Raw genomic sequence first — 13,400 nt, forward strand, 5'->3', positions numbered from 1 at the left:
GTCAAACGACATCGAGCCACTTCCCCTCTGTGCGCAGGCGACGAGCGGGCACTCCCACGTGGACTTCGAGCGGTCCGACATCGCGGCGAACGACGGCTCCGGCACCGATGACGGCTCCGTCGCCCACGCGGACGCCCTGCAGGATCATCGCTCCGATGCCGATGAAGGCACCGGAGCCGATGTCGCATCGGCCGGCGACGCGCACTCCCGGCGACAGGGTCGCGTAGTCCCGCAGCACGGAGTCGTGTCCGACGGACGCACCGGCGTTCACGAGCACGTGGTCACCCACGACGACCCCTGCCATCAGCACGGCGGTCGGGGCGATCATCACACCGGCTCCCAGCTGCACATCTCGGGCGAGGTACGCGGCCGGCGAGATCACGCGGGCGAAATCGGAGCCGGACCATCGGGAAACGATACCCCGACGCGCTCCGGGGGCGCCGATTGCGGCGACCACGGGTACGATCCGCTGTTCCTCGGAACCGGGGAGCGCGACGACCGCGCCCTCCACACCCTCGAGAGTGGCGTCCGCGACGAAGCGATCGTCCACCGCGAAGAACGCCACGGGACGCTCCGCGAAGTCGGCGACCTCCCGGGCTTGGCCCCCCGCACCGAGGATGCCGAACGGCGAATCCTGAGTCACGGCGAGGTTCGCTTCGAGACTTTCGCTCGAATGCCCTGCGTCTTGCGTCTTCCGAAGTCCGCGACGCGCATGGCGAACCGGATCGGGGCGGCGTACCGGAAGCCGCGGCTGCGCAGGATGGCGTCCAGATGCCCGCGGACACGGTGCAGTTCGTCGCGATCGTCCAACAGCGAGATGATCTCCGCAACGGTTCCGGCGCGTCCGAGCACGATGTGCTCGTCGAGCTTCGCCGTCACCCGCAACTGCGAAGCCTGCCACTGGGTCTGGTCGTGCACCGTGTACGAGGACGATCGCCCCTCCCAGCGACGGTAGATCGCTGTCATCTCTCCGGCGTCGGCGACACCCAGCAGGAGCGAACCGCGCAGGATCATGTCCCAGTCCTCGCAGACGTACAGCTCTTCGTCGAATCGCAGCCCCGCGACGGTGAAGAGCTGGCACGGGAAGGCCCACCCCATGAAGGGTGAGAAGTTCATCCGCAGGTGGGCGAACTGGTCGAACCGCGCCGGATACTCGGCGCGGGGCCAGGAGACGTGACGGAATCCGTCCCGACCGCCCGACCACGTCTCGTGGCGCGCCCTCTGGGAGGAGACGACCGACCGGATGAGTTTGCCCGGCTCGCGCTCGGCCACGCGGGCGAAAGTCTCGACCCAGTGGCCGAACACGAGATCGTCGTCGTCGAAGAAGGAGAGGTAGCGCCCGCGCGAGAGCTCGACGGCCTCGTTCAACGGCCGGGCGCGACGACCGCCGGAGACGCGCACGACGCGGATGCGTTCCCGGAAGCTGCGCGGCTGCGCCGCGACGAGCTCTTCCACCGTCCGCTGCTCGTCCTCATCGGTGTGATGACACATCACCAAGACCTCGAAGTCGTCGGAGCTCTGCCCGGCGAGGCACAGCAACGAGTCTCGGAGGGTCTCGGATCGATGACCCTGGGTCCGCAAGACCACCGTCAGGAAGTACGTCCGCGACGCCGCCGCCTGGGCCAGCTCGACACCCACGAGGTCGGCGATGCGGTGGGCACCGCGACTGCTGCCGGGCTGATCCTCGATGTGGTGGAACAGCGCGGACAGGGAGTCCACGCGCGACGCGGGGAGGCGCTCGATGCGCGCCGCCGGATCAGAAGCGGTGCTGGGCATAGTGATCTCCGATGAATCTGGCCACGGTGTGTTGCGGATCGATCGGCTCGGGCAGCTCCCCCGCGGCTCGACGCGCCTCGAACGCGCGCCAGGCACGCTGGAGGAATTCTGCATCGCTCGATTCGAAGAGGGACAGAAGATGCTCGACCCGCTCGGGGTTGGAGTACTTGTGGGCGATCAAGAGCGAGGCCTCGGCGGAGTAGTACTGCTCGGCAGGACTCACCGGCCACCCGGAATCGATGAGAAGACGCTTGTCGTGGAACACCGCCGCCGCAGGCTCGAAGAGCACGCGCAGGCCTTCCAGACGCACGCGCCACGAGTAGTCCACGTCATCGCCGTAGAGGAAGAACGTCGCTGCGTCGAAGCCCCCGACGCGCTCGAAGAGCTCGCGCGGTGTGACCGCGCACGCCGTGGAAGCCCAGCTGGTGTCACCGGTGGTGGGGGCGTACTCCTTCGGGTGGTCGAGCGGGACCTGCCGCGCCTCGACGACACCGACATCCGGTCGCAACGCCCGTACGAGCAGTTCCACCGTGTCCGGGGCCATCTGCGCGTCGGGGTTGAGGAAGAGCAGGACGTCGGCGGTGGATTTCGCCGCGAGCCTGTTGTGCCCGGCCGCCGAACCGAGGTTGGCCCCGAAGTACTCCACGTCGCTTCGGCCGCCGGCGGCCTCGGCATCCGCGGAGATGGCGGCGACCGTGTCGTCCGACAACGTCGGGGTCGGCGCGCAGTCGCCGAGCCGGTAGTCCCACCCGTCGATGACGCCGGCGGCGGTCGCGCGCTCCAGGGTGTTGAAGGCCGCTTCGGCGGCCCGGCGCACATCCCGCGGCGAGTTCGCGTACAGCACCGATTGAACCGTCACTCGTCTAGCCATACAGGGTTCCTTTGTCGGTTTCGGCCGCGGCCGTCGGCTTCGGCGAGGCGGCTCGACGTGATCGGGACGCCCACCACGATCGCCAGTAGGCGATGCCTCTCCCGGGGCCCCAGGACTTGAGCGCGAGAGCGCGCTTCTCGATCAGATGCCAGCTGAGCCACGCCAGGGCGAAGGTCACCGGGAACGCAGCGAGGGTGAAGAGCACGTACCCCCACCGATACGCCTCCACCTGCGCGAGGCACTGCTGCACCAGGAACCCGTAGACGTAGACGCCGTAGGAGTAGTCGTTCTTGGCTCCGATCCACTGGAAGGACCGAGGAAGACGTGCGGCGAGGTAGAGCACCAGGTATCCCCCGGCCGGGATTCCCAGCACGGCGAACCCGCCCGTGAACATCGTCACCACCAGGACGACGGCGGACAGGATCCCGAGGCGGTCGTCGTAGGGGATGCGCTCCGAGTAGATCCCCAGCGTCGCCCCCACGAGGAACGCCGACCCGAGGAAGATCACCTGAGGATCGGCGAGCAGCGGCACGACGGCGCCCACGCGTTCCGGGGCCAGGACCGACGCGATGTGGGCGAGCAGCAGAGCTCCCGTCAGGACGGGGACCAGGACTCGAGCGCGCGCCAGAACCGCCGAGACCGCGAGGACGGCGATCATGAGGTAGCAGCCCCACTCGTAGGCGAGCGTCCACAGCGAACCGTTGAACACGCTCGCCTGCACGGTCTGCCCGTAGGGGGTGTCGACGAAGATGTCGTGGATGCCGTACGACCCGATCGTGAGCGTCCAGTTCGAGGTCAGGTACGAGACGGGGCCGCCCGGGCCGAGGGTGAAGTACTGTCCGAGGTCGCGGCCCGTTCCCCACCAGACCGCGGGGCCCACCACGAACGCCGCGAAGACGAGGACACCCCAGAAGGCGGGGAAGATGCGGATCGCGCGTCGCCAGAGGAACTGCACGATATCGGTGGCGACACCGCTCTTCACGATCAGGTAGCCGCTGACGGCGAAGAATCCCCCGACGGCGAGCCCGCCCAGCGAGGTCTGGCCGTTGGTATAACGCCAGAACGGATCCTCACCGAAGCCGCCGAGGGGGAAAGCATGATCGACGATGACGAGGGACGCCAGGATCAGGCGAAGGATTCCGAGGGAATTGCGATGCCCGTTGAGTGCCTCGCCGAGCGAGACGCCGGAACCGCGCAGGAGGTTCGACGCCGGGACCCTGCCGGTCGAGCTCACGGAAACCATGCTGTCGCCCCTTCGCGAAGCGCGTCGTCAACCGTCATGGTGCAGCGATGCGAGGTACTTCTCGATCACGACGTCTGCGGAACCCGTCTCCACGAGGGAGCCGTCCTTCATCCACGCGACGTTATCGCACATCTCTTTCACCGCACCCATGGCGTGGCTCACGAGGATGACCGTCTTCCCGTTGCGCTTGAACTCGGCGAACTTCTCCGCGCATTTCTCCTGGAACTCGACATCACCGACCGCCAGGACCTCGTCGACCACGAGGATATCGGGATCGACGTTGATCGCCACGGCGAAACCGAGACGGACGTACATCCCGGAGGAGTAGTTCTTCACCGGCTGATCGATGAAGTCCGATACCCCCGAGAAGTCCACGATCTCGTCGAACTTGGCCTTGATGTCGCGCTGGGACATCCCCAGGATCGAGCCGTTGAGGAAGACGTTCTCACGGCCGGTCAGCTCCGGGTGGAAACCGGATCCGACCTCGAGCAGCGCTGCGACCTTGCCCTCGGGGCGGATGCTGCCCTCGTCGGGCACCAGGATGCGCGCGAGGCACTTGAGGAGCGTCGATTTGCCGGATCCGTTGCCTCCGATGAGACCGAAGGTGGAACCCGCCGGCACCGTGAAGCTGACGTCGCGTACCGCCCAGAAGTCCTTGTGCACCGAGATGCGGCCCCGCATCACAGCCGACTTCAGGCTCTGGTTCCGCTCCTTGTAGAGCCGGAACTTCTTGCCGACGCCCTCGATCTCGACCTGACCAGTGCTCACAGGACCTCCGCCAATCGTCGTTCGCTTCGCCGGAAGAGCCACAGCCCGACCACGAGGGATACCAGGGCCCAGATCGCCGCGGCCGACCAGTCGCCCGGGTCCGGGAAGGTGTTGTCGTAGAGCAGGGTCCGGAAGATCTCCACGAAACGGTCCATCGGATTGAGCCGATAGAGATCGAGCACCGTGACGGAGGTCCCGAACAGCGGCCCGGTCGAGGCGGACAGGTTCTCGACGTACGACACGGGGTAGATGATGGGCGTCAGGTAGAGCCAGAACTGCATGACCAGGCTGAGAAGGTACTGCGTGTCGCGGAAGTAGACGTTCGCCACCGAGAGCATCAGTGCGAGTCCCGCGGAGAACAGGATCAGCAGCGCCATCGCGGCCAGCACGAGCGGGATCCATGGCCACACGATCGCCCCGAAGATGCTCAGGATGACCACGAGGACGAGCGTCTCGATGAGCCAGGTGTATGCGATCGACAGCACGATCGACAGCGGCAGGACGATGCGCGGGAAGTACACCTTCTGGATCAGGCTCGCGTTGTCGACGAGCGATCCCATCCCGACCGAGACGGCGTTCGAGAAGAACAGCCACGGGAGCAGACCGGCCAGCAGCCACAGGGCGAACACGTCGAGACCGCTGGGATCACCCGGGTCGGGCTTGACCCGCAGGATGAGGGAGAACACCGCGGTGTAGATGAGCATGAGCGCCAGCGGATTCGCCAGCGACCACAATTGTCCGAGCACGGTGCGCTTGTATTTGCCGCGGATCTCCCGCAGTGCGAGGTTGGCCAACAGCTCTCGCGCCGAGAGAAGCTCTCTCAGATAGCCCATGAAACCTCGCGTCAATCAGCCGAACACAACAAGCGATAAATCTACCGCACACGCTCCTGAGCGATCGGCCTGAGACCCGCTCACAGCTCCGCGTGCAGCGCCCACACGCGGTCGGCGGAGGCCTCCCACGCGAAACCCTTGGCCCGGTCGCCGGCGAGGACGCGCAGACGCTCCGCGTCCTCCCCGAGGGCGCGGGCGATCGCCTCGCCGAGGTCGTCGGCGCCGGCGTAGACCGCCGCATCGGCGAGCACTTCGCGGTGCACGGCGGTGTCGGCGGCGACGAGGGGCACGCCGAGGGCGAGGGCGTCCACGGCGCGCCAGGGCCAGTCCGTGCGGCTGCTCGGGGCGACGAACACCGCGGCGTGCGAGAGGACCGCCGCGCGGTCCCACCGGTCGAGCGATCCGCGGGCGTGCACGCGGGACTCGGAGATCCCCGCGCCGGAGGCGAGATCGGCCACGGCCGGCTCCTCCCCCTCGGGCACGTCGATGACGACGACGTCGCCCTCCCATCCGGCCGCGGTGACGCCCGCGAACGCGGCGGAGAGGCCGTCGGAGGCGACGGCACCGCCGGCGACGGCGAGGAACGACGACGGCAGGTCGAGCGCGCGCAGCCGCCCCACGGCATCCGAGGGCACGCGGAAACCGCGGACGGGCGCGCCGCCGATGACCCGCACCTTGGCGACGAGCTTGGCCTTGGCCACCTCGGCCAGGCGCTCGGCCATCGCGTGCGAGGGAACGACGACGGCGTCGGCGTGCTTGCCCACGCGAGAGAGGAGGGCACGTGCGGCCAGGACCTCGGCCCGGGGCAGTTCGTCGGGAGTCTCCCACGCGCGCAGGTCCCACAGCGTCACGACGATCTGGTGCGTCTCGTTGACGCGATCGTGACGCACGAGCGGGGCGAGCGGCGTCGGGGAGTGGATCAGGCCGCGGCCGATTCCCGGGGCCACCCCGAGCTGCCAGGATGCCGCGAGCTCGCGCCGCCGCATCGACAGCCGCGTCTCGGATGACAGGCCCGTCACCCCGACGTCGTCGCGCAGGCCCGGAGACGGCACGATCGCGGCCACGTCGCAGCCGCGCGGGGCGGTGTCGACGAGCGCTTGAGTGAGCGACGCGGAGGCCTCGGCGAGGTCACGGGAGGTGGGGGTGACGAGCTGATCCAGCACGACGCGGAGGGTGACGGTCACGGCGCGGGTGCCTCCGTCTCGGTGGGTGGGTGGAGCTTGTCGCGCACGATCTGCTGGACCTGGGCGTAATCGGGGTCGAACTCGTCGACGCCGCCTTCGGGGGTGAGCTCGATCGTCGTGACCGGCTGGCCCTTCGCCTTCAATGCAAGGTCCACGAGGGTCGGGGCGATGAGACCCTGCGGCAGGTCGGTCTCGACGACGTTCGTCCCGGCCTTCCACACCTCCGTGAAGTGCTGGAGCACGTTCTGCGGAGTGAACTGCGCGAGGATCGCCTCCTGCAGCTGCCGCTGACGCCGCATGCGATCGAAGTCGCTCGTGGTGTACCGCGAGCGGGCGTACCACTGGGCGGTGTCGCCGTCCATGCGCTGCGCGCCCGGCTCGATCCACCCGAACGCCCAGTCGTCCACCGGCTGGCCGTCGTACGCGGGGCCGCCCTTGGGGAGTCGCTCGTCCACGGTGATGTCGACTCCGCCGAGCGCGTCGACGACGTCGGCGAAGCCCTTCATGTCGATCAGGACGTAGTACGGGATCTTGATGCCGAGGATGCCTTCGGCGGCGTCCTTCGTGGCTTCGATCCCCGGTTCGGAGCCGTTCGCGACCGCGTCGGGGTACAGGGCATTGCCGTCCTTGCAGACCTCGACCTCGGTGCGCAACTGATTGATGCCGCTGCCCCACCCGCACGTGGCGTTCGCGTAGCCGGTGTGGCCGTCGGGGTATTCGTCCTGCATCGGCCCCGGGGCGAAGGGGAAGTGCGGCATGTCGCGCGGGATGCCGGTGATGGTCACCGCACCGGTGGAGGCGTTGATCGAGACGACCGAGATGGAGTCGAATCGCATCGAGTCGCGGCCCTCGCCGGAGTCGGCGCCCAGGAGCAGGATGTTGTAATAGCCGTCGGACGGCGGGACGACGGGAGCCGATTCGGCGAAGATCTGCGCGAACCCGTCGCGAGTGGTGCCCGCGGCCTGCGCGGCCCAGGCCGCGCCCGAGCCGGTGAGTACCAGCAGGCCCACCGAGACGAAGGCGATGGCGAACCGCGCGAGGGGGCCGGTGCGGACGAGCCGCACGAGCCGCAGCGTGTCGATCGTCAGGACGATCCACAGCACGACATACCCGATGAGCACGACCTGCACGACGGTGAGCGGTACCCACCGGAACCACGACAGGAAATCGGGGATGAACGATCCCGTGGCCAGGGCGAACAGCCCGCTCGGCCACAGCAGCGCACCGAGGGCTGCGAGGACCAGGATCGTCCACAGGAACACGGTGCAGGCCAGTCCGAACCGACCGAGGCGGCGGTTGCCCGCGAGGATCTGCGCCGATCCCGGCACGAGGACGTTGAGAACGACGAGCCACCAGCCACGTCGCGTCATGACCTCCCGCGACGAGACATCCGGGTTGCGCATCGGCCGCGACTCCACGAGCGGCTCGCGCGTCCGCGGCCGCGGCGGCGCCGACAGCGTCACAACGAGTCCTTCAGGCGGCGGTTCTTCTCCTCCACCTGGGCTTCGAGGTCGGCGGCGTAGGCCTCGACCCGGTCGCCCAGCGCGGGATCGGCGGCACCGAGGACACGCGCGGCCAGAAGACCGGCGTTCTTGGCGCCGTTAATGGACACCGTGGCCACGGGGATCCCGGCCGGCATCTGCACGATGCTGAGCAGCGAGTCGAGTCCGTCGAGCGTCGCCAGCTGCACCGGCACGCCGATGACCGGCAGTGCGGTGACCGAGGCCAGCATGCCCGGGAGGTGGGCCGCCCCGCCCGCACCCGCGATAATCGCGCGCAGCCCCCGCGCACGGGCCTCGCGGCCGTAACGGATCAGCTTGTCGGGCGTGCGATGCGCCGAGACGACCTCGACCTCGTGCGGGATGCCGAACTCGGTGAGCACCTGAGAGGCGTCGCTCATCACGCGCCAGTCGGAGTCGGAGCCCATGACGACGCCGACCACCGGCGTCTCGGAGGAATGCAGTGGCCGGGTCACCGGTCCAGGCTAGGGCGGGTCGCTGGAAGATCGCGCAACGGCGCGCTCAGTCGAAGAATGCCGCCGCCGCCCGCGCCTCGTAGACGGCATCGTCGAGGTCGTCGCCGGCGACGTTGACGTGCCCCACCTTGCGGCCGGGGCGCGGATCCTTGCCGTAGGTGTGGATCTTCGCCGACGGGTGAGCCGCCATCGCCGGGGCGAACCGCTCGGTGAGCCCGCCCTCGGCCGGTCCGCCGAGGATGTTGATCATGACCGTCCACGGGGCCAGCGCGGCGGTCGATCCGAGCGGCAGGTCGAGGACGGCGCGCACGTGCTGCTCGAACTGACTCGTCACCGCGCCGTCCTGCGTCCAGTGACCGCTGTTGTGCGGGCGCATGGCGAGCTCGTTGATGAGGATGCGCTCGTCGGAGGTCTCGAACAGCTCCACCGCGAGCATCCCCGTCACGCCGAGCCCTTCGGCCACCACGACGCCGATCTCGGCGGCTGCACGCTCGAGGCGGCCGCCCGCACGGGGGGCCGGGGCGATGACCTCGGCGCACACGCCGTCGCGCTGGGTGGTGGCCACGAGGGGGTACGTCCGCACCTCGCCGGACGGGCGTCGGGCGACCTGCTGCGCGAGCTCGCGCGTGAAGTCGACGAGCTCCTCCGCCAGCAGCGCACCACCGTGGGCGTCCTCGGCGAGCGCGGCGAACCAGTCGTCGGCCTCGGTGGCTACGGACACGACCCGCACGCCCTTGCCGTCGTAGCCGCCGCGGGGGGTCTTCACGACCGCGCGGCCGCCGTGCGCGTCGAGGAACTCCTGCAGCTCCGCGGCGTCGGAGACCGCCGCCCAGTCGGGCTGCGGCATCCCGAGCTCGGCCATGCGCGTCCGCATCACGAGCTTGTCCTGCGCGACGGCGAGGGGTGCGGGGCCGGGGTGCACGGCGACGCCGGCCTCGACGAGGGCGGCCAGGACGTCTTGCGGAACGTGCTCGTGGTCGAAGGTGAGGACGTCGACGTCGCGCGCGAAGCGCAGCACCGTCTCGGCGTCGCGGTAGTCACCGACGGCGGTGGCGGCCAGGCTCGCGGACATGCCCTCGCTCTCGGCGAGGACCCGGATGTCGATCCCGAGTTCTTCGGCGGGCGCGATCATCATCCGCGCCAGCTGTCCGCCACCGACCACTCCGACTCGCAGCGTCATGCCGCTCCTTCCGTCCCGTCCATTGTGGCCGTCGCACAGCGGGGTTGCACACCGGGTGCCCGGGGTCAGCCGTCGATCGCGCCCGAACCGTTCGACTGCGAGTCCCGGTGGGCGAGGATCTGGTTCACCTCGACCTGGTCGACCAGCGTCTCGTGCACGAGGGCGGCGTGCGGGACGTTCTTCAGCCGCATGGGGGGCTCGACACCGTTGGAAAGAGTCAGCGTCCCGGCTCCCCACATGCGCTGCAGGATGCCGCGGCGCATCTGGATCGCGTACCCCCGGACGTGCGAGATCTCGCGACTGCTCGATCCGAAGAACCCGGAGCGTTCGATCACCCGACGCGTCGTGATCGTCCAGGACCGCGACAACCAGACGAAGTACGGCACGATCACCAGCAGCAGGACCAGCGCGCCCGCGGCCGTCAGGAGCATCCAGTTCTCGAAAGGAGCGGGAAGGTTGTCGTAGAAGTACGTTGTCGCGCCCGCGACGGCGATGAGGACGAGCGCCGACCAGAACAGCCGCCGGGAATGCCCGCGCAACCGCGCGATGCGCCGTTCGGGCGCCACCGAACCCGGGGCCGGCGTCCGCGGGCGGCCTCCGTAGCTGGTCGGCTGGGTCACGGTTTCATTCTGGGGGACGGGACCCGCGACGCCGCCCGCACACGCGGGTGGCGGGCGGGTCAGCGCACGTGGACGACGTCGCCCGCGGCGACCACGGTCTGGATCGTGCCGGACTCCACGACCAGCCGCCCCTCGGCGTCGAGTCGCTCCGCGCGCCCGTGCAGGGTTGTCCCGTCGGGGAGGGAGACCGACACTTCGCGTCCGACGGTCGCGCAGAGCTTCTCGATGTCGCGGTGCACGCGCGCGACATCGCCGCTCGACAGGGTGGCGAGGAACTCTGCGAGGGCCTTCACGTAGTCGGCGAGGAGTGCGTCGTCGTCGACGTCGATCCCGATCGCGGCGAAGGAGGTGGCCGTGGAAACGGGCAGATCGGCGCGCGTCATGCGGGTGTTCACTCCCGCGCCGACGACGACGGTGTCGAGGGACCCGGGAACCGCCTCCGCGAGGATGCCGCAGATCTTGCCCCCGTCCACGAGTACGTCGTTCGGCCACTTGAGCTCGGCCTTCGAGCCGTGGCCGGAGAGCCTGCTCTCGACCGCGCGGGCCATGGCCGCTCCGGCCGCCAAGGGGATCCAGCCGCGCATCTCCATCGGCACGCGGCCGGCGTCGACGACGACGGAGACGGCGAGCGCGGTACCCGCCGGCGCGGTCCACGTGCGATCGAGCCGGCCGCGCCCGGCACGCTGGTCGTCGGTGACAAGGAGCGACAGGGGAGGCCAGCCGGCCGGGTCGGCGGCCACGGCGGCCACGACGTCGGCGTTGGTGGAGTCGGTGGTCTCCACGATCTGGACGCGCGGGCTGAGCGCGGCGGTGAGCGGGTATCCGGCAGCGGGGATCGGCATGTCCACACCCTAGGCAACACCCGGGGGCGATGGCATCCACTTGCCTTCTCCCCGGTAGTGCCCCTCCCGGCGATGGATGGATGCCACAGCGTCTCGGGCGGGGGCTTGTGCGCACCCTCCAACATGGGCACCGACGCGGTCGCTAGGGTGGAAAGCGTGACCGACCAGCCCGATCTCTTCACGACCGCCGGCAAGATCGCCGACCTGCGCACGAGGTTCCAGGAGGCGGTCGTCGACGCCGAAGCCGCCGCGCGCACCAAGCAGCACGCCAAGGGCAAGCTCACCGCCCGCGAGCGCATCGAGATGCTGGTCGACCCCGGCTCGTTCGTCGAGCTCGACGAGTACGTCCGGCACCGCACGGCCGCCTTCGGCATGGACAAGTCCCGCCCCTACGGCGACTCGGTCGTCACCGGCACGGGCACGATCCACGGGCGCACGGTCGCGGTCTACGCGCAAGACTTCTCCACCTTCGGCGGGTCGCTCGGCGAGGTCGCCGGCGACAAGATCATCAAGGTCATGCAGCTGGCCCTGCGCAGCGGCATCCCGATCATCGGCATCCTGGATTCGGGCGGCGCGCGCATCCAGGAGGGCGTGGTCGCCCTGGGCAAGTACGGCGAGATCTTCCGCCTGAACACGGCGGCATCGGGCGTGATCCCGCAGCTGTCGATCATCATGGGCCCGGCCGCCGGTGGCGCGGTCTACTCCCCCGCCCTGACCGACTTCGTGATCATGGTCGACAAGACCAGCCAGATGTTCGTCACCGGCCCCGACGTGATCAAGACCGTCACCGGCGAAGACGTCGGGATGGAAGAGCTCGGCGGCGCCCACACGCACAACACTCGCTCCGGCGTCGCGCACTACCTCGCCGACGACGAAGACGACGCCATCGACTACGCCCGCACGCTCATCGGGTTCCTCCCCGACAACAACCTCTCCGAGCTGCCCGTCTACGAGACGCCGTTCGAGTTCGAGACGACGGATGCCGATCGCGCACTGAACACCGTCATCCCCGACTCCCCCAACCAGCCGTACGACATCCACACCGTCATCGAGGGCATCGTCGACGGTGCCGACTTCCTCGAGGTGCAGCCGCTGTTCGCCCCGAACATCGTCATCGGGTTCGGGCGCATCGAGGGGCGCACCGTCGGCATCATCGCCAACCAGCCCTCGCAGATGGCCGGCACGCTCAACATCGACGCGGGCGAGAAGGCGAGCCGTTTCGTCCGCTTCTGCGACGCGTTCTCGGTGCCCATCGTGACCCTCGTCGACGTGCCCGGCTACCTCCCGGGCACCGACCAGGAGTGGACCGGCGTCATCCGCCGCGGCGCGAAGCTGCTCTACGCCTACGCCGAGGCCACCGTGCCGCTGGTCACCGTGATCCTCCGCAAGGCCTACGGCGGCGCGTACATCGTCATGGGCTCCAAGCAGCTCGGCGCCGACATCAACCTCGCGTGGCCCACCGCCGAGATCGCCGTCATGGGCGGTCAGGGCGCGGTGAACATCCTCTATCGCGGCGAGATCAAGCGCGCCGAGGAGGCGGGCGAGGACGTCGCCGCCGTCCGCACGCGCCTGGCCAACGAGTACACCTACAACGTCGCCTCGCCGTTCCTGGCGGCCGAACGCGGGGAGCTCGACGGCATCATCGAGCCGGCGCAGACGCGCGTCTCGATCGCGAAAGCCCTGCGGGCACTGCGCAACAAGCGCGCGAGCCTGCCCGCCAAGAAGCACGGGAACATACCGCTGTGAGCGACACGGCACCCGAGGATTCGCCGGCGACCGTCGCCCGGGTCGTCCGCGGCGCACCGACGCCCGAAGAGCTGGCCGCGGCCGTCGTCGTCGTGAGCGAGGCCTTCGCACGCGAAACCGCGGATGCCACGGCCCCCGAGGACGCGCCCCGCTCGCGCTGGGAGCTCTCGGCGCGGGGCCTGCGCTCCCCGCTGAACCGCGACGCGGGCTGGCACGGCTTCACGGGCTGACTGTCCCCCGAAATACCTACAGACGGAGCCGAAACGCTCACGGATACTGGAGGAGCTGGAACGCATCACGCGTTCGGTCGGGCCGCTCCATCGAGCCGGTTCCGGCCACGCGGACGGTTTTCGGGTAGCCGT

14 protein-coding genes are annotated in these 13,400 nt (G+C 69.3%); 2 read left to right on the top strand and 12 right to left on the bottom strand.

What is annotated here, in order from left to right; translation table 11 throughout:
• Position 1: 1 nt before the first annotated feature.
• From LQV45_RS00405 to LQV45_RS00460, 12 genes are all read right to left on the bottom strand, one after another.
• Positions 2-643 (bottom strand): acetyltransferase, encoded by a 642-nt coding sequence (locus LQV45_RS00405; protein ID WP_230005228.1) that lies wholly within the window; start codon positions 641-643, stop codon positions 2-4.
• Positions 640-1,776 carry a glycosyltransferase family A protein gene (locus LQV45_RS00410; RefSeq protein ID WP_230005229.1) on the bottom strand — a complete coding sequence of 379 codons (1,137 nt, stop codon included), beginning with the start codon at positions 1,774-1,776 and terminating at the stop codon, positions 640-642. The genes LQV45_RS00405 and LQV45_RS00410 overlap by 4 nt, the downstream gene beginning before the upstream one ends.
• Complete coding sequence (locus LQV45_RS00415; RefSeq protein ID WP_230005230.1) at positions 1,757-2,647, bottom strand: glycosyltransferase; 891 nt, start codon at positions 2,645-2,647, stop codon at positions 1,757-1,759. Before LQV45_RS00415 ends, LQV45_RS00410 begins: the two co-directional genes overlap by 20 nt.
• The gene (locus LQV45_RS00420; protein ID WP_230005231.1) at positions 2,640-3,890 is read right to left on the bottom strand and encodes an acyltransferase; all 1,251 of its coding nucleotides are present in this window, start codon (positions 3,888-3,890) and stop codon (positions 2,640-2,642) included. Before LQV45_RS00420 ends, LQV45_RS00415 begins: the two co-directional genes overlap by 8 nt.
• A 27-nt stretch (positions 3,891-3,917) precedes the next feature.
• The gene (locus LQV45_RS00425; RefSeq protein ID WP_230005232.1) at positions 3,918-4,658 is read right to left on the bottom strand and encodes an ABC transporter ATP-binding protein; all 741 of its coding nucleotides are present in this window, start codon (positions 4,656-4,658) and stop codon (positions 3,918-3,920) included.
• A complete protein-coding gene (locus LQV45_RS00430) occupies positions 4,655-5,491 on the bottom strand; it encodes an ABC transporter permease (protein ID WP_230005233.1) in 837 nt (278 codons plus the stop codon). Before LQV45_RS00430 ends, LQV45_RS00425 begins: the two co-directional genes overlap by 4 nt.
• Before the next feature lie 80 nt (positions 5,492-5,571).
• On the bottom strand, positions 5,572-6,675 hold the full coding sequence (locus LQV45_RS00435; protein ID WP_230005234.1) for a glycosyltransferase: 1,104 nt from the start codon (positions 6,673-6,675) through the stop codon (positions 5,572-5,574).
• Positions 6,672-8,138, bottom strand: a complete 1,467-nt coding sequence (locus tag LQV45_RS00440) for an LCP family protein (protein WP_230005235.1) — start codon at positions 8,136-8,138, stop codon at positions 6,672-6,674. The genes LQV45_RS00435 and LQV45_RS00440 overlap by 4 nt, the downstream gene beginning before the upstream one ends.
• Positions 8,135-8,602 (bottom strand): 5-(carboxyamino)imidazole ribonucleotide mutase, encoded by a 468-nt coding sequence (gene purE / locus LQV45_RS00445; protein WP_230005257.1) that lies wholly within the window; start codon positions 8,600-8,602, stop codon positions 8,135-8,137. Before purE ends, LQV45_RS00440 begins: the two co-directional genes overlap by 4 nt.
• Before the next feature lie 94 nt (positions 8,603-8,696).
• The gene (locus LQV45_RS00450; RefSeq protein WP_230005236.1) at positions 8,697-9,830 is read right to left on the bottom strand and encodes a 5-(carboxyamino)imidazole ribonucleotide synthase; all 1,134 of its coding nucleotides are present in this window, start codon (positions 9,828-9,830) and stop codon (positions 8,697-8,699) included.
• Between the two features lie 65 nt (positions 9,831-9,895).
• Positions 9,896-10,450 carry a PH domain-containing protein gene (locus LQV45_RS00455; RefSeq protein ID WP_230005237.1) on the bottom strand — a complete coding sequence of 185 codons (555 nt, stop codon included), beginning with the start codon at positions 10,448-10,450 and terminating at the stop codon, positions 9,896-9,898.
• A 59-nt stretch (positions 10,451-10,509) separates the two neighbouring features.
• Complete coding sequence (locus LQV45_RS00460; protein WP_230005238.1) at positions 10,510-11,292, bottom strand: biotin--[acetyl-CoA-carboxylase] ligase; 783 nt, start codon at positions 11,290-11,292, stop codon at positions 10,510-10,512.
• Between the two features lie 123 nt (positions 11,293-11,415).
• Here LQV45_RS00460 and LQV45_RS00465 point away from each other — a divergent pair, with 123 nt between their 5' ends.
• Together LQV45_RS00465 and LQV45_RS00470 are read left to right on the top strand one after the other, a co-directional pair.
• Positions 11,416-13,038 carry an acyl-CoA carboxylase subunit beta gene (locus tag LQV45_RS00465; RefSeq protein ID WP_138175621.1) on the top strand — a complete coding sequence of 541 codons (1,623 nt, stop codon included), beginning with the start codon at positions 11,416-11,418 and terminating at the stop codon, positions 13,036-13,038.
• Positions 13,035-13,268 (top strand): acyl-CoA carboxylase epsilon subunit, encoded by a 234-nt coding sequence (locus LQV45_RS00470; RefSeq protein ID WP_230005239.1) that lies wholly within the window; start codon positions 13,035-13,037, stop codon positions 13,266-13,268. The genes LQV45_RS00465 and LQV45_RS00470 overlap by 4 nt, the downstream gene beginning before the upstream one ends.
• Positions 13,269-13,400 lie beyond the last annotated feature (132 nt).

Source organism: Microbacterium sp. Bi128 (genome assembly GCF_918698205.1).

Bases quoted from the DNA above. Each gene is read 5' to 3' on its own strand.
- LQV45_RS00410 (WP_230005229.1), bottom strand. From the start codon at position 1,776: ATGCCCAGCACCGCTTCTGATCCGGCGGCGCGCATCGAGCGCCTCCCC.
- LQV45_RS00415 (WP_230005230.1), bottom strand. From the start codon at position 2,647: ATGGCTAGACGAGTGACGGTTCAATCGGTGCTGTACGCGAACTCGCCG.
- LQV45_RS00420 (WP_230005231.1), bottom strand. From the start codon at position 3,890: ATGGTTTCCGTGAGCTCGACCGGCAGGGTCCCGGCGTCGAACCTCCTG.
- LQV45_RS00430 (WP_230005233.1), bottom strand. From the start codon at position 5,491: ATGGGCTATCTGAGAGAGCTTCTCTCGGCGCGAGAGCTGTTGGCCAAC.
- purE (WP_230005257.1), bottom strand. From the start codon at position 8,602: ATGGGCTCCGACTCCGACTGGCGCGTGATGAGCGACGCCTCTCAGGTG.
- LQV45_RS00450 (WP_230005236.1), bottom strand. From the start codon at position 9,830: ATGACGCTGCGAGTCGGAGTGGTCGGTGGCGGACAGCTGGCGCGGATG.
- LQV45_RS00460 (WP_230005238.1), bottom strand. From the start codon at position 11,292: ATGCCGATCCCCGCTGCCGGATACCCGCTCACCGCCGCGCTCAGCCCG.
- LQV45_RS00465 (WP_138175621.1), top strand. From the start codon at position 11,416: ATGGGCACCGACGCGGTCGCTAGGGTGGAAAGCGTGACCGACCAGCCC.